Annotated in this window: 20 protein-coding genes; 10 read left to right on the plus strand and 10 right to left on the minus strand. The window is 61.3% G+C overall.

The features are described 5' to 3' along the window. The first annotated feature begins 185 nt into the window (after positions 1-185). The 7 genes from RA20_RS01460 (at position 186) to lexA (ending at position 5,775) form a co-directional block, all read left to right on the plus strand. The gene (locus tag RA20_RS01460) at positions 186-767 is read left to right on the plus strand and encodes an anthranilate synthase component II (protein ID WP_039123861.1); all 582 of its coding nucleotides are present in this window, start codon (positions 186-188) and stop codon (positions 765-767) included. After that, the gene (trpD, locus tag RA20_RS01465) at positions 764-1,783 is read left to right on the plus strand and encodes an anthranilate phosphoribosyltransferase (RefSeq protein WP_039123863.1); all 1,020 of its coding nucleotides are present in this window, start codon (positions 764-766) and stop codon (positions 1,781-1,783) included. The genes RA20_RS01460 and trpD overlap by 4 nt, the downstream gene beginning before the upstream one ends. Continuing rightward, positions 1,780-2,433 (plus strand): uracil-DNA glycosylase, encoded by a 654-nt coding sequence (locus tag RA20_RS01470; RefSeq protein WP_039123865.1) that lies wholly within the window; start codon positions 1,780-1,782, stop codon positions 2,431-2,433. The genes trpD and RA20_RS01470 overlap by 4 nt, the downstream gene beginning before the upstream one ends. 14 nt (positions 2,434-2,447) lie before the next feature. Continuing rightward, positions 2,448-3,260 carry an indole-3-glycerol phosphate synthase TrpC gene (gene trpC, locus RA20_RS01475; RefSeq protein ID WP_039124052.1) on the plus strand — a complete coding sequence of 271 codons (813 nt, stop codon included), beginning with the start codon at positions 2,448-2,450 and terminating at the stop codon, positions 3,258-3,260. 16 nt (positions 3,261-3,276) lie between these two features. Continuing rightward, positions 3,277-3,747, plus strand: a complete 471-nt coding sequence (gene moaC, locus RA20_RS01480; RefSeq protein WP_039123869.1) for a cyclic pyranopterin monophosphate synthase MoaC — start codon at positions 3,277-3,279, stop codon at positions 3,745-3,747. After that, complete coding sequence (locus RA20_RS01485; protein ID WP_039123872.1) at positions 3,748-4,920, plus strand: molybdopterin molybdotransferase MoeA; 1,173 nt, start codon at positions 3,748-3,750, stop codon at positions 4,918-4,920. It begins immediately after the preceding gene. 147 nt (positions 4,921-5,067) lie between these two features. Next, on the plus strand, positions 5,068-5,775 hold the full coding sequence (lexA, locus tag RA20_RS01490; protein WP_039123874.1) for a transcriptional repressor LexA: 708 nt from the start codon (positions 5,068-5,070) through the stop codon (positions 5,773-5,775). On the opposite strand, the gene RA20_RS01495 is transcribed toward lexA, so the two are convergent. After that, positions 5,769-7,844, minus strand: a complete 2,076-nt coding sequence (locus tag RA20_RS01495) for a ComEC/Rec2 family competence protein (RefSeq protein ID WP_039123876.1) — start codon at positions 7,842-7,844, stop codon at positions 5,769-5,771. The two genes, lexA and RA20_RS01495, sit on opposite strands and share 7 nt — an antisense overlap. A gap of 79 nt (positions 7,845-7,923) precedes the next feature. Between RA20_RS01495 and gltX the strand changes: the two genes are divergently transcribed. From gltX to RA20_RS24505, 3 genes are all read left to right on the plus strand, one after another. Continuing rightward, on the plus strand, positions 7,924-9,324 hold the full coding sequence (gene gltX, locus RA20_RS01500) for a glutamate--tRNA ligase (RefSeq protein ID WP_039123878.1): 1,401 nt from the start codon (positions 7,924-7,926) through the stop codon (positions 9,322-9,324). A gap of 127 nt (positions 9,325-9,451) precedes the next feature. After that, positions 9,452-10,747 (plus strand): citrate synthase, encoded by a 1,296-nt coding sequence (locus tag RA20_RS01505; RefSeq protein ID WP_039123880.1) that lies wholly within the window; start codon positions 9,452-9,454, stop codon positions 10,745-10,747. Positions 10,748-11,096: 349 nt separating this feature from the next. Then, positions 11,097-11,732: a calcium-binding protein gene (locus RA20_RS24505; protein ID WP_193748749.1), complete on the plus strand. Its 636-nt coding sequence runs from the start codon at positions 11,097-11,099 to the stop codon at positions 11,730-11,732. A 39-nt stretch (positions 11,733-11,771) separates the two neighbouring features. Here RA20_RS24505 and RA20_RS01515 read toward each other — a convergent pair whose 3' ends face one another. From RA20_RS01515 to RA20_RS01555, 9 genes are all read right to left on the minus strand, one after another. Next, a complete protein-coding gene (locus tag RA20_RS01515) occupies positions 11,772-12,548 on the minus strand; it encodes an enoyl-CoA hydratase-related protein (RefSeq protein ID WP_039123883.1) in 777 nt (258 codons plus the stop codon). Between the two features lie 94 nt (positions 12,549-12,642). Then, positions 12,643-13,083, minus strand: a complete 441-nt coding sequence (locus RA20_RS01520; RefSeq protein ID WP_241482192.1) for a cytochrome c-type biogenesis protein — start codon at positions 13,081-13,083, stop codon at positions 12,643-12,645. A 38-nt stretch (positions 13,084-13,121) separates the two neighbouring features. After that, positions 13,122-15,086 carry a heme lyase CcmF/NrfE family subunit gene (locus RA20_RS01525; protein ID WP_039124057.1) on the minus strand — a complete coding sequence of 655 codons (1,965 nt, stop codon included), beginning with the start codon at positions 15,084-15,086 and terminating at the stop codon, positions 13,122-13,124. Positions 15,087-15,163: 77 nt separating this feature from the next. Continuing rightward, positions 15,164-15,739 carry a holin family protein gene (locus tag RA20_RS01530; RefSeq protein WP_039123886.1) on the minus strand — a complete coding sequence of 192 codons (576 nt, stop codon included), beginning with the start codon at positions 15,737-15,739 and terminating at the stop codon, positions 15,164-15,166. Beyond that, complete coding sequence (locus RA20_RS01535; protein ID WP_039123887.1) at positions 15,730-16,341, minus strand: holin-associated N-acetylmuramidase; 612 nt, start codon at positions 16,339-16,341, stop codon at positions 15,730-15,732. Before RA20_RS01535 ends, RA20_RS01530 begins: the two co-directional genes overlap by 10 nt. A 195-nt stretch (positions 16,342-16,536) precedes the next feature. After that, positions 16,537-16,980 (minus strand): cytochrome c maturation protein CcmE, encoded by a 444-nt coding sequence (ccmE, locus tag RA20_RS01540; protein ID WP_039123890.1) that lies wholly within the window; start codon positions 16,978-16,980, stop codon positions 16,537-16,539. Between the two features lie 39 nt (positions 16,981-17,019). Further along, on the minus strand, positions 17,020-18,048 hold the full coding sequence (gene argC / locus RA20_RS01545; protein WP_039123891.1) for an N-acetyl-gamma-glutamyl-phosphate reductase: 1,029 nt from the start codon (positions 18,046-18,048) through the stop codon (positions 17,020-17,022). A 113-nt stretch (positions 18,049-18,161) separates the two neighbouring features. Further along, positions 18,162-18,971, minus strand: coding sequence for a glutamate racemase (locus tag RA20_RS01550; RefSeq protein WP_039123894.1), 810 nt, complete (start codon positions 18,969-18,971; stop codon positions 18,162-18,164). A gap of 9 nt (positions 18,972-18,980) precedes the next feature. Beyond that, positions 18,981-19,859, minus strand: a complete 879-nt coding sequence (locus RA20_RS01555; protein ID WP_039123897.1) for a lysophospholipid acyltransferase family protein — start codon at positions 19,857-19,859, stop codon at positions 18,981-18,983. Positions 19,860-19,884: the final 25 nt, after the last annotated feature.

Raw genomic sequence — 19,884 nt, forward strand, 5'->3', positions numbered from 1 at the left:
TTTGCCTCTCAAATCCTATCTGCCGTGCTGCGTCATCCGGCCTGCCTGAACGCCGCCTCCAGCGGTCTTGCCCAGGCAATCGCCTCTCCTGCCCTTGACGCTGCCCCGTATCCCTGAACATGTATGTTGCGACCACTATACTGCGGCGCGCATCCTGCCCGCCACCCTTAAAAGAGCCCGTCCCGATGCTGCTGCTGATCGACAACTATGATTCCTTTACCTACAACCTTGTCCACTACCTGGGCGAGCTGGGTGCGGAAATGGAAGTGCACCGAAACGACGCCATAAATGTGCAGGAAGCGATGGCGATGAACCCCTCCGGCATCCTGCTGTCGCCCGGCCCGTGCGACCCCGATCAGGCAGGCATCTGCCTTGCCCTGACCGAAGCCGCAGCCGAAACCGGCACACCGTTGCTGGGTGTCTGCCTTGGCCACCAAACCATCGGCCAGGCTTTTGGCGGCAAGGTGATCCGCTGCCACGAAATCGTGCACGGAAAGATGGGTAAAATGCATCACAAGGATACGGGTGTTTTCAAGGGGCTGCCAACGCCTTTTGACGCTACCCGGTATCATTCCCTGGTTGTCGAACGCGAAACGCTGCCCGATTGCCTGGAAATCACTGCCGAGCTGGAAGACGGCACCATCATGGGGCTGCAGCACAAGGAGCTGCCCATTCACGGGGTGCAATTCCATCCTGAGTCCATCGCCTCTGAACATGGCCACGCGCTGCTGAAAAACTTCCTTGATGTCATGAAGGTGCCCGCATGAGCGACCAGCTGAAGCCGCTCATCGGAGCTGCTGCCGAACGCCCGCTGACCCGTGAGGAAGCCGAAACCGCCTTTACCCTTCTGTTTGAGGGTGAAGCCACGCCCAGTCAGATCGGCGGCCTGCTGATGGCTATGCGCACCCGGGGCGAAAGCGTCGACGAATTTGCCGCGGCGGCGGCCGTGATGCGGGCCAAATGCAACCCGGTGAAGGCCCCGGCAGGCGCCATGGATATCGTAGGGACTGGCGGCGACGGTAAGAACACGCTGAATATCTCCACCGCAACAGCCTTTGTTGTTGCAGGTGCCGGAGTGACCGTGGCCAAGCACGGCAACCGCAACCTTAGCTCCAAGTCCGGCACTGCGGATATGCAATCGCAGATGGGTATCAACGTGATGGTTGGCCCGGAAGTGGTTGAAAAGGCAATCAATGAGGCCGGTATCGGCTTCATGATGGCGCCGATGCATCACCCGGCTGTTGCGCATGTGATGCCAACCCGGCAGGAGCTGGGCACCCGCACCATTTTCAACATCCTCGGCCCGCTGACGAACCCGGCCGGCGTGAAACGCCAGCTCACTGGCGCCTTCAGCCGCAAGATGATCCGGCCAATGGCAGAGACGCTCAATGCACTGGGCTCCGACCGCGCCTGGCTTGTGCACGGGTCCGATGGCACCGATGAACTGACAATCACCGGCGTCAGCTGGGTTTCGGCACTTGAAGAAAACGGGGATGTCCGCGACATGGAAATTCACCCCGAAGACGCAGGCCTTCCGGTTCATCCCTTCGACATGATTGTCGGCGGAACACCCGAGGAAAACGCCATGGCGTTCCGGGTGCTTCTGCAAGGCACCCCGTCCGCCTACCGCGATGCAGTGCTTTTGAACTCGGCCGCCGCTCTGCTGGTTGCCGGTAAAGCGTCTGATCTTAAGGAAGGTGTCGCGCAAGCAGCAGAGGCTATCGACAGCGGTGCTGCCAAGGCGAAGGTCGAGGCGCTCGCCAGGATCACTTCCGCCGCATGACTGATCTTCCTCCCGGGCTGGGCGCTTGGTCCGGCCTGCCCTTCTTTGCCCGTGAATGGCCTGGGATCCGGTTGGCTTTGCAGGATGACCCGCGGGAGATCCTGCCGCCCGAACACCAGCGATTTGCAGCGCTGGAATTGACGCAGCCTGAAAATGCCCGCGTGGTCATTCTGGGACAAGACCCCTATCCGACGCCGGGCCATGCCCATGGGCTTGCCTTTTCAGCGGAACCGGATGTGCGGCCGTTCCCACGCTCTTTATCCAACATTTACAAAGAGCTGGAAGAAGATCTTGGCGTTATCCGTGCTAACGCCGATCTCCGCGGCTGGGCCCGTCAGGGCGTGCTGTTGCTCAACACGGCGCTTTCGGTTCCCGCCGGCGAGGCCAATGGGCACAAACATTTGGGATGGCATCACCTGGTGCATCAGGTTCTGGAACTGACCTCAGAGCGCCCCACCGCATTTATTCTCTGGGGAAATGCGGCGCAGAAGCTTGAAAAACATATCAAACCGGGCGATCACCTGATCCTGAAAACCGCGCATCCCTCGCCCTTGTCGGCGCGGCGCGGTTTCTTCGGGTCCCGGCCCTTCTCAAAAGTGAACAATTGGCTCGCCGCCCGCGGTGAAACTGCCATAGACTGGAACGCATGAACGGAGGCACTGGCATGACCCAAAATGTGCTGGACAAGATCAAGGCCTACAAGCTTGAGGAAGTGGCCGCAGACAAGGCCGCTAAACCGCTTGAAGCGGTGGAAGCGGAAGCCCGCGAAGCCTCGCCCGTGCGCGGCTTCGCCGAAAGCCTGATGCGGGCCAGCCGCGATGGCTACGGGCTGATTGCCGAGATCAAAAAGGCCAGCCCCTCCAAAGGCCTGATCCGGCCCGATTTCGAACCCGCAGAACTGGCCAAAGCCTATGAGGCCGGCGGCGCCACATGCCTTTCGGTCCTCACCGACACCCCCAGCTTTCAAGGGGCGAAGGACTTCCTCACCCAGGCCCGTGAAGCCTGCGCCCTGCCTGCGCTGCGCAAGGACTTCATGTATGACACCTACCAGGTCGCGGAAGCCCGTGCCCTGGGCGCCGATTGCATTCTGATCATTCTTGCCTCGGTTTCCGACGCACAGGCTCAGGAACTGGAGGCCAGCGCGTTTGAATGGGGCATGGATGTGCTGCTGGAAGTGCATGACGCCGAAGAGCTGGAGCGCGCCTGCGCCCTCAAGTCGCCGCTGATGGGGATCAATAACCGCAATCTCAAAACGTTTGAGACCACGCTGGACACCACCCGCGAACTGTCCCGCATGGTGCCCGCAGACCGCACCATTGTCTGCGAGAGCGGCTTGTTCACGCCAGAGGATCTGAGCGATATGGCCCGCTACGGCGCCCGCACCTTCCTGATCGGCGAAAGCCTGATGCGCCAGGATGACGTGGCCGGCGCAACCCGTTCGTTGCTGGCCAACCCACTGATGCCCGGCGCAATGTAATTCAAGGAGTTAGGCCATGAGCCTCACCCACTTTGACACCAAGGGCGACGCCCATATGGTTGATGTCTCTGACAAGGCCGTGACCTCCCGCATCGCGACCGCAGAGGGCCATGTCACCATGGCACAGGAGACCTATGCGATCATCTCCGAAGGCCGCGCCAAGAAAGGCGATGTGCTGTCGGTTGCACGGCTGGCGGGCATCATGGGGGCCAAGAAAACACCCGATTTGATCCCCCTCTGCCATCCGTTGCCGGTCACCAAAGTAGCGGTCGAACTGACACTGGATCCGGATCTTCCCGGAGTCCGGATCGAAGCCACCGTCAAAACCACTGGCCAGACCGGCGTGGAGATGGAAGCGCTCACTGCGGTCTCAACCGCTGCATTGACCGTTTATGACATGGCCAAGGCCGTGGACAAGGCCATGCAGATCGGCGGCATTCGCGTCACCCTAAAAGATGGCGGAAAATCAGGCAGGTACGAGGCATAAATGATTCCGGTCAGCGAAGCCCGCGCGCATCTTCTATCGCTTGTTGAGCGGCTGGAAACTGAAGATGTTCCCTTGGCCGAAGCCTCCGGCCGTGTTCTGGCACACGATGTGCAAGCCCGCCGCGACCAGCCTCCGTTTTCGGCTTCTGCCATGGATGGCTATGCGGTGAATGCCGCCGAGGTCGAGCTGCACGCGATGTTCAAGGTGATCGGCGAAGCTGCCGCCGGGCATGGGTTCGAGGGCAAGATCGGCGCAGGGCAAGCCGTACGGATCTTTACTGGCGCACCCGTACCGGAAGGCGCAAGTTTTGTTGTTATTCAAGAGGATGTGACACGCAGCGGCGACCTGATCACCATCACGGATGAGCCCGGCGCAAACACCAACATCCGTCCCCGCGGCGGTGATTTTCAGGACGGCCAGATCATTGGCGCCCCCAAGCTTTTGGCCCCGGCTGATGTGGCGCTTCTCGCTGCCATGAACATCGCCACAGTTCCAGTTACCCGCCGCCCGGAAGTCGCCCTGATTTCCACAGGCGACGAATTGGTGATGCCTGGCGGCACGCCTGGCCCGGATCAAATCATCGCCTCCAACACGTTCGGCCTCAAAGCGATGCTGGAAGACCTTGGCGCCCGTGCCCGCATCCTGCCGATCGCGCGCGATACAGAGAGTTCGTTGCGCACTGCCTTTGAACTCGCCGAAGGTGCCGACCTTATTGTGACGATTGGCGGTGCCTCCGTCGGCGATCATGATCTGGTTGGAAAAGTTGCGGCGGATCTGGGCATGGAGCGCAGTTTCTACAAGGTCGCCATGCGCCCCGGCAAGCCGTTGATGGCGGGCCGGCTCAATGGTGCAGCCATGGCCGGGCTTCCCGGAAATCCGGTGTCGGCGATGGTTTGCGGCCACATTTTCCTCGCTCCTATGATCCGCGCTTTGCTCGGGCTGGCTGCTGAAGACCAGCACCCAAGGACAGCAATCCTGACGGAGTCCCTGGCTGCAAATGGTCCTCGGGAACATTACATGCGGGCACTGGCTGAAGCTGGATCTATCAAGGCCTTCGCCAATCAGGACAGCTCGCTTCTCACGGTGCTGAGCAGCGCCAATGCCCTGCTGATCCGCCCGCCCAACGATCCTGCACGCGAAGCAGGCGAAGAAGTGCAATACATCCCTATCTAGCCCAGGTTTTGCTGTGCGAATTTGCACTCTTTCGCGTGCGTGCACTTTCGTGCGCCGCTTGATAACGGCTTCATGATACCTCCATATTGACACAAAACGTGAACATGCGTAGAACAAAAGAAAACTTGAGGCCTGGAGGGAGCGGCGATGCTCACAAAAAAGCAACTTCAACTGCTGGAATTCATTCATAAACGCCTGCAGCGCGACGGTGTTCCGCCCAGTTTTGATGAAATGAAGGTCGAATTGGACCTGCGCTCCAAGTCGGGCATCCACCGTTTGATCACCGCTTTGGAAGAACGCGGTTTCATTCGGCGCCTGCCGCACCGGGCGCGTGCCATTGAGATCATCCGCCTGCCCGAAAGCCTAGGCGGCGATCCGGAAGCGCAAGGGTTCTCCCCAAAGGTAGTCGACGGCGGACAAAGCAGAGGCATGTCCCCTGCTCCGGCCGCTTCGGATCCGATGCGCCAGGCTGCAGTGGAACTTCCGGTGATGGGCCGGATTGCCGCTGGCGTGCCGATTGAGGCAATCAGCCAGGTCTCTCATCAGGTGGCCGTGCCTGGCGGTATGATTGCCCCGAATGGCCAGCATTTTGCGCTGGAAGTGAAGGGCGACTCGATGATCGAAGCCGGGATCAATGACGGCGACATCGTGGTGATCCGGGAAACCGGAGCAGCAGACAACGGTGATATCGTTGTCGCCCTGGTAGAGGGTCAGGAAGCCACTTTGAAATATTATCACCGTCAAGGCGGCACGATCGCACTGCAGGCCGCCAACCCGGCCTATGAAACCCGCCGCTACCCCGAGAACAAAGTTCAGGTTCAGGGCCGTCTTGTCGGTTTGATCCGAACCTATTGACGTGAGTTTCCCGGACGGCGGAACAGCCTTCGAAGGCGGGCGATCTTCTCGCCTTCCGGCTGCCAGTTCGTCCATAATCTCTCCCCTGCAACATCGCGGGCCGTCAGCATGCCGGCGTTCCTGCTCAGCGCAATGCTGCCTGTCTGCCACATTACTTTGGGTGTGAGTATCAGACAGTCCTGGAGCTGCTTTGCCTCGACAGTCGAAACGATTATTTCTTCGTTTTTACAATCTTCTATGGCAGAAAGCTTGCGCTCTCCTGGCGCGTGAATCAGCTGAAACCCCGGCCCTTGCCACGCGGGCAATTCTGCTGCGAAACCCTGCCAGCGCGCGGCAGCATCTGCCTGGATGGCCGGATCCCCATCATTTTCGAGCCAGATTCCTGCTGTAAACCCTTGCCCTTTTGCCCGCGAAAGGGCCCGGCCGTCCGCCTCCATCACCCCGATCAGGCCCCCGGAGTCGGCAATCAGAACGTCCGGCCGCTCGCCGCCTGCCCAGACAGCCAGAGCAGCAGCCGCAGGCACAAGGCCCGCCGCGCGCAGCCGTCCCTGCCAGATCACGGCAATCAGCGCGCCCGACGTAAGCAGCGGCAGCACCCAGATGCCCGGCGCCGGCACATGGGACAAGGCGCCATCCAGGCTGGAGGCAAAGCGCGCCACACCTAGGATCCAGTCCAAACCCCATTGCATCACTTTCAGGCCGATGCCCTCGAGCCCAAAGGGCGCGAGACATACTGCCAGCACAGCTGACGGAATGACAACAGACCCCATGACCGGCACCGCCAGCAAGTTGGCCAGCAGCCCGTAGTGCGGAATGGTGTTGAAATGGGCTGCCGCAAAGGGGGCTGTTGCCGCGCCGGCCACTGCTGATGAGATCACCAAAGCGGTGACAGGACGCAGCCAGCGCGGTCCAAGCGGAACATCACTGTCACGCAACCCGGCAAAGACCGCCACAAGGGCAGCAGTAGCTGCAAAACTCATCTGAAATCCTGGGCTCAACAGGCTTTCGGGCCGCCGCAGCAAGACAATCACCGCCGCCGCCGCGACTGCCCGCAAGGTGATGGCCCGGCGGTTCAAAAGCACTGCTCCCAGCATCACAGCCACCATAATGTAGGCCCGTTCAGTCGCGACATTCCCGCCTGATAGTGCCAAATAGCCGGCTCCTGCGGCCAGTGCTGCAAGGGCAGCCAGTTTCTTTACCGGCCAGCGCAGGGCGAGCGGTGGAGCCAGGCAAAACGCACCGCGCACGGCGGCAAAGATAAAACCAGTCAGCAGCCCCATATGCAGGCCGGAAATTGCCAGCAGATGGGCTAGGTTGCTTTGCCGCAACGCTGTCAGTGTCTGGTCGCCGACACCACTGCGGTCGCCCGCGGTAATTGCTGCCGCAAAGCCGCCTGTGTCGCCAGGAATACGATGCTGCAAGTACTGCGCCAAACTGCGCCGAAGGCGTTCGACGGGCATCCCGTCCCCAGGCGCCTCGCTCAGCAGAACCGGAACCCGCGTATAGCCAAGGCCGCCCAGTTGCTTGAACCAGGCATGACGGCGGAAATCAAAGCCGCCAGGCTCTGCAGGCCCTTGCGGCGGCAGCAGATGCGCCGTGGTCATTACCCATGCGCCAGGAGGCGGCACCTCGGACGGCCCCTTCAGCGAAATCCGGACCCGGGCAGGTGTGTCCTCAGCCGCCACCCGGGCCAGCCGGACCTGGTCAAGTGTCAGCCGCAGTGTATCGGTCGGTGACCGGTCCACCGACACGACCCGTCCTTCAACCGGGCCATAGTAGCGGAAGTCCAGGACTGGTGCCGCGACCCAATGCGCGCGCGCGCCGGCAAGGCACAGCCCGGCAGCCGCAAAAGCAGGCGCCCAGCACAGAAAGGCAAAAGGCCGGGGCCGCAACGCAAAGAATGCACACAGCAGCGAAACCGCTGCGGCTGCGGCAAAGGCTGCGATACCCGGTTCGGATTTCAGAGAAAAGTAGCCCCCGATCCCGGCGCCGAGAAACACCGGAATCCACGGAAACAAATACCCCCGCTGCGTCTGCAGCGAGTCTGCGATGGTTGCGCTGAGCCGCATGCTTGCCCCCCGCCTTCTGGCCCGGTAGACAGGCGGAAACACTAAGCCTCTGATGGTTTCCAAAAGGTAAATCCCGCACATGACCCAACCGGTTGTCACCCGTTTCGCGCCCTCTCCCACCGGCTTTCTGCACATTGGCGGCGCCCGCACCGCGCTGTTCAACTGGCTGTTTGCCCGCGGCCGCGGCGGCAAGTTCCTGCTGCGCATAGAAGACACCGACCGGGAGCGTTCCACTCCGGAAGCCACCGCGGCGATTTTGCAAGGCATGGAATGGCTCGGTCTGGACCACGACGGTGACGTGATCAGCCAATTCGAAGGCGCGGACCGCCATGCCGAAGTGGCTAAACAACTGCTGGCCGAGGGCAAAGCCTACAAATGCTTTGCCACCCAGGACGAAATCGCCGCCTTCCGCGAGCAGGCCAAGGCCGAGGGAAAATCCACCCTTTACCGTTCGCCATGGCGGGACGCGGATGCCTCCAGCCATCCTGACATGCCTTATGTGATCCGCATCAAGGCGCCGCAAAGCGGCGTTACCGTTATCAAAGATCAGGTGCAGGGCGATGTGACCATTAAGAATGAGCAGCTGGACGACATGATCCTGCTGCGGTCGGACGGCACGCCGGTCTACATGCTGGCGGTTGTGGTGGACGACCACGATATGGGCGTCACCCATGTGATCCGCGGCGACGATCACCTGAACAATGCCGCCCGGCAGATGATGATCTATGAGGCGATGGGCTGGGACGTGCCGGTCTGGGCGCATATCCCCCTGATCCATGGGCCGGACGGCAAAAAGCTCAGCAAACGCCATGGCGCGCTGGGGGCGCAGGAATACCAGGCAATGGGCTATCCGGCTGCCGGTATGCGGAACTATCTGGCCCGCCTCGGCTGGTCCCACGGCGATGACGAATTTTTTACGGACGAACAGGCCAAAGCGTGGTTTGACTTTGACGGTATCGGCAAAAGCCCGGCCCGTTTCGACACCAAGAAGCTGGAAAACCTCTGCGGCCAGCATATCGCCGTTAGCGACGACGCCGCACTGCGGCAAGAGATTGAGGCCTACTTGGCGGCCGCTGGCCAGGACGGTCTGAATGACGCGCAGTCACAGGGGTTGGAAACTGCGATGTATTGCCTCAAGGACCGCGCCCGCACCTTCCCTGAACTGCTTGAAAAAGCGCATTTTATCCTTGCTTCACGGCCAATTGACCGGGATGCGAAGGCAGAAAAAGCCCTGTCTACTGTATCCGATGGTATACTGGGTGAATTGACGCCGCAGCTGCAAAATGCTAGCTGGGTCCGAGACGATCTGGAGGCGCTTCTGAACGAGTTCGCGGAAGCCCAGGGTACCAAGTTCGGCAAGCTGGCCGGCCCCTTGCGGGCTGTGCTCGCGGGCCGCGCAGTAACGCCTTCGGTGTTTGACATGATGCTGATTCTGGGCCGCGAGGAAACCTTGGCCCGGCTCGCAGACGCAACGGGCTGAAACCGGTCATTAACTCCCGGGTAAGCCTGTTTTGATACGACAACCCCTGCGCGAACTCGCGCAGGTGCTGCCCGCATGAAGAGGCCCCGAGCGGCAGCTTTCGTGCCTGTAACAGGAAGGGACATCCATGACCGAGACACAGAAATCTGCCACGCTCAGCCTGAACGGCGAAACCTATGAGCTGCCCATTTTCTCGCCAACGGCCGGGCCCGATGTTCTCGACATCCGCAAGCTCTATGCGCAGGCAGGTGTGTTCACTTACGATCCGGGGTTCACCTCGACCGCCAGCTGCGACAGCACCATCACCTATATCGACGGCGGCAAGGGCGAGCTTCTGCACCGCGGCTACCCGATCGACCAGCTGGCGTCGAAATCCCATTACCTCGAGGTTTGCTACCTGCTGCTCTACGGTGAACTGCCGACCGCAGCCCAGCTTGAAGACTTCGAGACGCGTGTGACCCGTCACACCATGGTGCATGAGCAGATGCACAACTTCTTCCGCGGCTTCCGCCGCGACGCGCACCCGATGGCGACCTTGGTGGGCGTGGTTGGCGCCATGTCGGCCTTCTATCACGACTCGCTGGACGTGACCGACCCCTGGCAGCGCGAAGTGGCCGCCGTGCGCCTGATCGCCAAGCTGCCGACCATCGCCGCGATGGCCTATAAATACTCGATTGGCCAGCCGTTTGTGTATCCGAAGAACGACCTCGATTATTCGGCAAACTTCCTGCACATGTGCTTCTCGGTGCCTTCCGAAGAATACCATGTGAACCCGATCCTGAGCCGCGCGATGGACCGGATCTTCATCCTGCACGCCGACCATGAGCAGAATGCGTCGACCTCGACCGTCCGCCTCGCCTCCTCTTCAGGCGCAAACCCGTTTGCCTGTATCGCGGCCGGCATTGCCTGCCTTTGGGGCCCTGCCCACGGTGGCGCCAACCAGGCCTGCCTGGAAATGCTCAAGGAAATCGGTTCCGTCGACCGCATCCCGGAGTTCATCGAACGCGCCAAGGACAAGAACGATCCGTTCCGCCTGATGGGCTTTGGCCACCGCGTCTACAAGAACACCGACCCGCGCGCCAAAGTGCTGAAGCAGTCCGCGGATGAAGTGCTGGAACTGCTGGGCGTCGAAGACAACCCGCTTTTGCAGGTTGCCAAGGAGCTGGAACAGACCGCTCTGAACGATCCCTATTTCATTGAGAAGAAGCTGTTCCCGAACGTCGACTTCTATTCGGGCATCATCCTGGAGGCGATGGGCTTCCCGACCTCGATGTTCACCCCGATCTTTGCGCTGTCGCGCACCGTCGGCTGGATCTCGCAGTGGAAAGAAATGATCGCCGATCCTCAGAACAAGATCGGCCGCCCGCGCCAGCTGTATCTGGGTGAGACCATGCGCGACTACACAGACATCGAAAAGCGCTGACCTTCCAATGCTCTGAAATAGACTGAAACGCCCCGTCCTCACGGGGCGTTTTTCATTTGGGCTGCGTGGAAAACAGCGCAGTTCCGATCACGTGACCCCGTTTCCCGAAGTCTTTGGAAACAATTCCGCCGCGGGCTTTCTCCGGTTTCAATGGCGGAAACATTATCTTGACGAATTTGACTCAAATTCTTCAGCCACATAGGGGGGAATTGTTAACGCTATTTGCAGCCACGGGGTTCAGGGCTTAGTCCTTGCTGCTCTAGTGGCCTGATACATTGGGACTCATTTATGGAATTTTTAGTCTTGCTTGGCTTAGGCCTCACCATCGGCGCTGTTGCATTGAGTGATGATGACGGTGGTGCCTGAAGGCGAGAGCATCACTGGAACCGATGATCAGGAGGAATTGACCGGAACCGGCCAGAACGACACGATTCAGGGCGGTGCTGGCGATGATGCGATCAGTGCTGGAAACGGAGACGAGCGGCTGCGCGGCGGCGCTGGCGATGACCTTTTGTCCGGCGGTCTGATGTACGAAGTTCCGCAGGATCAGGCCGCAGATGCGTTGGATGATTTTCAAAGCGGGCTGGATGTCAGATTCACGCCCGAGTTTTCTTCGGTGTCAGATGACGGTGCCAGTGATACGCTCGTCGGCGGAGACGGCCTTGACACCCTGATCGCGGGAGACGGTGATGTGCTGACCGGCGGCGGCGGAAGCGGCAATGACTTTGTGACGGGCTATTGGGCTGAAGGAAACACCGCCGCGGTTGTGACCGACTTTGATTTGGATGAAGACGCGCTGCTTTACTACTACCCGGAAGCCGAGGGCGCACCTGAACTGACAGTGGAAATCGAAGACAACGGATCAGGCGGCCAGGATTCAGTTTTGTATGCCGATGGTTCTGCTATCATGCGGATCAATGGCACAGGCGGGACTTTAAGCGTCGACGTGCATGTCAGAGCCGTCGCATCCTTCGCAGAAATCTAGCCAAGCCCCGCGCAAAACGGTTGCGCGGAGCTTATTGATTTAACGTCCCTCGAACTTCGCGGGGCGTTTTTCCATAAAGGCGGTGACGCCTTCCAGGAAGTCCCGTGTTTTGCCGCATTGCCCTTGCATATGCGCTTCTTCCGAGAGCTGTTCTGCCAGGGTTCTGCCGAAACTTTCCCGCAGTGCCGATTTAGTGGCTGCAAACGCTTTGCTGGGCCCCTGCGCCAGATAGGCTGCACGTTCCCGCCAGTGGTCCTCGAAACCGGCATCGGGAACAGCTTCCCAGATCATGCCCCAATCGTTTGCCTGCCGGGCGGTGATCCGGTCGGCAAACAGCGCCGCCCCCGTTGCCTTGGCTAGGCCGATCTGGCGCGGCAGGAACCACGTGCCGCCGGCATCCGGCATCAGGCCGATCTTGGTGAAAGCCTGCATGAAAAACGCGCTTTCACAAGCTATGACAACGTCCGCCGCCAGCGCCAGATTGGCCCCGGCCCCGGCAGCCGCACCATTCACTGCGGCCAGCACCGGCACCGGGCAGTCATAAATCGCCTGCAGCATGGGCAGGTATTCATCCCGCAGCGTGCGCTCCAGATCCAGGCTTCCTGCACTGGCGGCATCGCTTAGATCCTGGCCAGAGCAGAACGCATCTCCGGCGCCGGTCAGAACAACCGCACGCGCTTCTGCAGCTGCCAGGCGCATCGCATGGGTGATTTCCGCGCGCATCCGGCTGGTCAGCGCGTTTTTGCGCTCCTCCCGGTTCAGGGTGATGACCGCCAGCCCGCTTTGCAGCGAAAACAGGATTTCCTTATATTCCATGGGATTGCCTCACGTAACTTGTGCTAAAGGCGTTGCCCGCCCGGTTCCAGGCATCGTGACGCAAAGCCGCTCCGCCGGAAAGGCAGACCCGGCGTCAATCCTCCAGGATTTTCCGGAGACGATCCTGCTCTTCCGCGCTCAAGCCCTGCTCAGCCCCTTTGGGCGCCCGGGCCCGGCCGCGCACGTACAGCGCCGCAATCAGCAAGGCTGCAAGAAGCATCAAAGGCCCCGCTGCCCACAAGAGCCAGTTGGCTCCGCTGGCCGTCGGACGCAGCAGCACGTACTCGCCATAGCGGTCCACGATGAAGTCCATCGCTTCCCGGTCGCTGTCGCCGGCCACCAGCCGCTCTCTCAGCAGCACCCGAAGGTCGCGCGCCAGCTCGGCATTGGACTCGTCGATGCTCTCGTTCCGGCAGACCAGGCAGCGCAGGTCCTTGGACAGCTCCCTCGCACGGCCCTCCAGCGCCGGATCTTCCAGCACTTCGTCAGGCTCCACGGCCACAGCCATGGACGGCACAAAGGCCGAAACAGCCATCAACCCGGCCAGGGCAGCGATCAGAACACGGATCTGTTTCATTCGGCAGGCACTCCCGCTGAAGGCGTTTTGCGCGCACCCGCTGCCACGCGGAACCGCCGGTCGCTGAGGCTGAGGAGCCCGCCAAGCGCCATCAGGATCGAGCCGGCCCAGATCCAGTTGGCGAAGGGTTTGATATACGTCCGCATGGTCCAGCCGCCATCCGCCTGCTGATCGCCCAGCACCACATAGAGGTCGCGGGTTACGCGGTAGTCGATTGCGGCCTCGGTGGTCGGCATCCGTGCCACAGGATAGTCGCGTTTTTCGGGGAACAGAACGGCTTCAGGGCGTCCATTGCGGGTCACTTCGACCCGGCCCTTGGTGGTAAAGTAGTTCGGCCCCTGCTCTCGGCTCACGTCCTTCAGCACCAAGGTAAAGGCGCCGACCTGGAAGGGTTCACCCATCCGTGCAACACGGATGTCTTCCTGTTCCCACGCGGTCAGCCCGGCAATGGCAAAAATGGTGATGCCAAGACCGGCATGTGCCGTCGCCTTGCCCCAGTCTGCGCGGGGCAGCCGCAGCATCCGCTGCAGGCGGCCGGACTTGCCGCTGCGCAGCCACAGATCGGCCAGCGCACCAAAGACAACCCAGGACCCCAGAAACAGGCCCACCGGCCCCAGGGCGGAACGGCCGGTCTGCATCGACCAGGCCAGCACACCGAGCGAGACTGCCAGAAGGAACACATAGCGCAGCTGCCAGGCCGTCCGGCCGATCCGGCCGCGCTTCCAGGGCAGCATTGCGCCGATCGGCAGCAGCAGCCCCAGAACCACCATGAACGGCGTGAAAGCGGAATTGAAGAACGGCGGACCGACGCTCAGTTTCCGGTCAAACACCATCTCGGCCACAATTGGCCAAACGGTGCCGAAGAAGACCACAAAGCAGCTCACCGCCAGCAGGATATTATTGGCCACCAGCGCGCTTTCGCGGCTGACAACGCCAAAGATGCCCTTGGCCTCCATCGCCTGGGCCCGGGCTGCAAACAGGGTCAGCGCCCCGCCGGTAAAGAAGGCCAGGATGAACAGGATAAACACCCCGCGTTCCGGATCATTGGCAAAGGCATGCACGCTGGTGATGATGCCGGACCGCACGATGAAGGTGCCGACCAAAGAGAAACCGAAGGCAAGGATTGCCAGCAGGATCGTCCAGCTTTTCAGCGCCTCGCGTTTTTCGACCACGATGGCTGAGTGGAGCAGCGCAGCCGCCAGCAGCCAGGGCATGAAAGAGGCATTCTCGACCGGATCCCAGAACCAGAAGCCGCCCCAGCCCAACTCGTAGTAGGCCCACCAGGAGCCCAGTGCGATCCCGATCGTCAGGAAGATCCAGGCCGCCAGCGTCCAAGGCCGCACCCAGCGGCCCCAGGCGGCATCAATCCGGCCTTCGATCAGGGCGGCGACGGCAAAGGAAAATGCCATCGAAAGGCCCACATAGCCGAGATAGAGGAACGGCGGATGGAAGGCGAGGCCCGGGTCCTGCAGCAGCGGATTCAGATCCTGCCCGTCAAACGGCGGCACCGTGAGCCGCAGAAACGGATTGGACGTGAACAGGATGAAAGCGAAAAACGCCACTCCAATGGCCGCTTGCACAGCCAGAACCCGCGCCTTCAGCGTGGGCGGCAGCCCGCCGCCAAACACCGAGGCCAGCGCCCCGAACAGGCTGACGATCAGCACCCACAACAGCATCGAGCCCTCGTGGTTACCCCACGTGCCCGAGATCTTGTAAAGCATCGGCTTGGCGGAATGGCTGTTCAGCGTCACCAGCTTCAGCGAGAAATCCGAGGTGATGAAGGCCCACATCAGCGCTCCGAATGAGAACGCCGTGAACAGGAATTGCGCCTGCGCCGCAGGCTCAGCCACGGCCATCCAGCCGGGCCAGCGTTTCTGTGCGCCGATCAAGGGGATAACGGCCTGCACGATCGCAATCATGAAGGCGAGGATAAGGGCGAAATGGCCGAGCTCTGTAATCATAAGCCCCATATACGCCTGTCCGCGCGGGGCGCCAATGGCAATCCCCGCGCCAAGCCGCCGCAGAGGGCAAAATGTGATCAGCCCCGGCGGCTTTTCCAATCCTCCAGCGCCGGGTTGCTGCCGCTTTCGGTTGCTTCCAGCAGAGCAGAGGCATCGGTGCCGGCGGAGGCCGCTCCAGGAGTTTCCGCCCGCAGCCGGTTCAAAGCCGAGATATTCTCTACCGCCTGCGGCACCCGCGCCATGCTGGCAGCCAGGCCATGCTGGAATTCCTGCGTTTTCAACTGATGCCGGGCGCCGAAATAGAAGGACACAATCACCCCCAAGAGCCACCACAGCGGTTCGGGCACCAATGCCAGCCCCTGCATCCGCGCTGCAAACCACACGGGGTCGGTCAGTGCTGCCCCCATCAGAGCCAGCGTACCCAACGCCAGCATCGGACGCGGCAGCCGGTTCACCCCGTCCATGAAGCGGTCGAAGCGGCTTTTCTCAGGCTGCTGAAACTCTGCGCCAAGCTGGCTCAGTGCAGCGATCTGGACTTCATGCGCCCGCGCGGCACCAGCTTCGGAGTTCTCCCGGAACACTTCAACCGTTTCGCGCAGCACATTGCGGCGGCTGCCGAAAATCAGCGCCATAACATCGGTAATCAGCCCCATGACGCGGTCCTCTGTTGAAACTCCTGCGGGCTCAGATGATATCCGGACGAAATGAACTCTTCCGCCCGTTTGATCCAGCCGCCTTTGCCGCCGCTGCGGCTGCGGGCATATTTTCGGCTGGCGGGACGGCGGTCCGCCAGGCGGAAGTAATAGTTGCGCCGGGCAATCCCGTAAGCATCGCACAGCGCCTCCCCGCCGACCCGTGCGGCTTGCCCCGCGGCTGCGGCGGTCTGCGGCCCGATGGCGCCGTCAACCGCAACCGCATAGCCCATTTCCCGAAGCAGCCGCTGCAGGATCCGCACCGCATTGCCGCCGGCATTGACGTACATGTCAAACACCGTCGCCTGAAGGCACGGGGGCAGGCTGGCGATCCTGGGCGCCTCGAAGTAATGGCGAATGAAGATATCCGACGCCTGGTCCCGGCTCAGCGCCCGCACATCCCTGGTGTCGATGAGGCTGTCACCGGTCAGGTCCAGTCCCAGCCGCCGCAAGGTCCCAATGGTCACACCGTATTTTGTGGCGCCGCCGGGATCATCCGGATCATTCACATAACCGCCTTCGCGCGCCACGATCTCCGCGGCGATTTCTTTCACACTCAGCATCGCATCTCACCCGTTTTCAGCCCCGCAACCCTGCCGGAAAAGTGCTAAGATCGGGCGGCACCGCCGTACGCCGGATGCGCAACGCCTTGTGAAGTGCGCTGCAGCGCCGCGCAACGCGCGGCGCCGGGCCCAACGCAAAACGCCTCCCGGCAGGGAGGCGTTCTTGGGGCGGGAGCACCTTTTGCAAAAGGTATCTCAGGTCTCGGGTTCCTGATAGACTCCCTGTTCCTTCAGTGCATCCATGACTTCCTTCGGCATATAGGTCTCGTCATGTTTTGCCAGGATTTCAGAGGCTTCGAAAACCCCATCCACGTAACGTCCGGTGCCGACCATGCCCTGGTTTTCTTCGAACAGATCCGGCAGAACGCCAGTGTAGGCGACCTGAACCGTTGCCCCGCCATCGGTCACTGCAAAGCGCACGGTCTCACCTTGGCCCCGCTGCAGCGAGCCCTCAGCAACCAGCCCGCCGATACGGAACACTTCGGATGGTTTCGGCGGCGCCTCGGCCACCTGGCTGGGCGAGCGGAAGTAGTTGATCCCGTCCCGCATGGCATAACCGATCAAAGACGTGGCTACGACAAGGGCCACCGCGGCAACCGCGATGACCTGGATACGGCGCTGTTTCTTCAGGTTCTTCATGGTGTCCTCATTTCAGCCCCTAGCCAGCGCCGCCCCCGGTTACGGGAACAGCGGCGCCATCATAAGGCCTTCGGTCTCTTCCTCACCTAACATCAGGTTGGCGTTCTGCAAGGCTTGGCCGCTGCTACCTTTTGTCAGGTTATCCAATGCTGCGATCACGATGGCACGGCCGTCGATCCGGTCCTGCGCCACGCCGATATGGCAGAAGTTCGAACCGCGCACATGATGGGTGCTGGGCGCCTCGCCAAAGGGCAGAAGCTCGATGAAGGGCTCATCCGCATACGCCTTGGCGAACGCATCATGGATCGCCTGCGCATCGCCCTTGACATAAACGGTGGCCAGAATGCCCCGGTTGGCCGGCACCAGATGCGGAGTGAACTGCACCTTCACCGGGCGGCCGGCAAGCTTGCTGAACTCCTGGTCGAATTCGCCAAGATGCCGGTGGGTGCCGCCGATGGCATAGGCGTTGTAGCCCTCGCTCAGTTCTGCATGCAGCAGGTTTTCCTTGAGCGAGCGGCCTGCGCCGGAGACGGCGCACTTCAAGTCCAGGATGATCTCATCCAGATCGATCACGCCAGCTTCAATCAGCGGCCGCAGGGCAAACTGGCCGGTCGCCGCATTGCAGCCGGTGCCGGCAACAAGCCGCGCTGACTTGATCTCATCCCGGTAAAACTCGGTAAGGCCGTAGACCGCCTCTTCCTGCTGGTCCAGTGCGGCATGCGGGTTGCCGTACCATTTTTCGTATTCCGCCGGATCGCGCAGCCGGAAGTCCGCCGACAGGTCGACGATTTTCAGGGTTTTAGGCAGCGCCGCGATGACTTCCTGGCTGGTCTTATGCGGCAGCGCGCAAAAGCACAGGTCGATGCCGGAGAAATCGATCTCATTGATCTTGCACAGAACCGGCAGCTCCATATGGCGCAGATGCGGGAACACCTGGGCCATGGTCATGCCCGCCTTGCGCTCCGCCGACAGCGCTGCGATTTCGATGTTCGGATGCTGTTCGATCAGCCGCACCAGTTCGGCGCCGGTGTAGCCGGATGCGCCCAGGATAGCCACTTTGTGGGTCATGTCAGACCTCGTCTTTCATATGATATGCCGGTTCCGCAGCCATCTGCGGAGAGAAGTAATGGAGTGCGGGGCGGCGCACTTTGACCTGGAACAATGTTACAGGCCGAAAACTGTCAGGCCGCCTGAAAGGTCATTTCCCGTCGGAGAAACTGGGTCGCCCGGTCGCTGACGCGAGAGGGATCACCGGTGGTGAAATAGCCGCCCTCGCCCGCGCCATACATGTCCGGATGGCGCTGCAGGTAATCCGCCAGGCTTTCTGCGACCAGATTGCCCTGGCTGAACACTTGGACATCCGGTCCCAGGGCTTCCTGGAAGGTCTGCTCCATCAAAGGATAGTGGGTGCAGCCCAGGATGGCCGCCTCGGGATGCGGCATCTTCCGCTTCAGAGCATCCACATGGCTGCGCACCAGCGCCTCGGCCAGGATCAGGTCGCCGTCTTCAATGGCATCCACCACGCCGCCGCAGCTTTGCGCCTCGACATCCACCCCGATCGCCCGGAAGGCCAGTTCCCGCTGAAACGCCCGGCTGGCCACGGTGGCCGGGGTGGCAAACAGCGCCACATGCTGCACTGCGACTTCCCGCGGCGGCGAATTGTCGCCCCATTGCCGCTCAGTCAGCGCTTCGATCAATGGCACAAAAACTCCCAGGACACGCTTGCCCTTGGGCAGGCCGCCCTCCTGCATCCGGCGCAGAGCCGCAGCAGACGCGGTGTTGCAGGCCAGGATCACCAGATCGCAGCCCTTGTCCCACATGCTCTCAACAGCTGCTTTGGTCAGCTGATAGACATCTTCAGCATCGCGCACGCCGTAAGGCGCGCGGGCGTTGTCGCCGTAATACAGGAAGTTCACATCCGGCAAGCGCGCCTGCGCCGCGTTGAGGACGGTCAGCCCGCCCAGTCCTGAATCAAAGATGCCAACAGCCATAAAGCTCTCTCACACGCGGTGTTTTTCCTCGAACTCAAACCCGTAACCATAGGATTTGAGCGGTACCGGTGACAGGTCATACGTGGCTTTGCGCAGGAAATCCATCATTGCTTTGGAGTCTTTTTCAAGCGGGGCAAGAACATCGCGGGTGATCGGTTCGCCGATCACCACTTTCACGGAGGTGCCGACCCGCTTGCGGAACTCCTTGATCAGCAGCCCCATGCGCAGCGTGCTGTGCAAATGGCTGGCGATCTGAAACAGACGGGAGGTGTGGCCATCAAAGAAAACCGGAACTACCACGGCATCCGATTTCGCAATCATCCGTGCTGTGAAGCCGCGCCAGCCCGGGTCCATCGGATGGTCGAAGGGTTTGACTGCTGTTGACACGGTACCTCCTGGGAAGATGCCGATTGCGCCGCCCTGCCCCAGGTACCGCAGAGCTTCCTTTCGGGTTTCCAGGTTGGTGCGCACGGCGTCCCTGGTCTCATCGAAGGCAACCGGCAGGATCACCTTGTTCAAGTCTTCTGCTTTGCGGAACACCTGATGCGCCAGGATCCGGAAATCCCCCCGGGTTTCGGCCAGAATGTGCCCCATCATCAGCCCATCGAGAATGCCGTAAGGGTGATTTGCAATCAGGATCAGAGGCTTGTCTTCGGGAATATTGCCCAATGAACCGCCGATCACATCCAGGGTCAGCCCGTAGCGCTCAGCCATAACCGACCAGAAACTGCGCCCCGCGGCCACGTCTTTCTCATAGCCCGCCGCCCGGCGGATCAGCTGCAGCCGGCCCGTGGCGTTTTCCAGCAGCCGGATCACTGCGCGGCCAGGCCGGGTGGCTGCGGAGTGGGCATAAGAAATGTCGCGGGCAATATGGCGGTCTGCCAGCATTTGCTAGTGCGCTCCATGCAAGTTC

Source organism: Leisingera sp. ANG-Vp (genome assembly GCF_000813725.1).
Taxonomy (GTDB): Bacteria; Pseudomonadota; Alphaproteobacteria; order Rhodobacterales; family Rhodobacteraceae; genus Leisingera.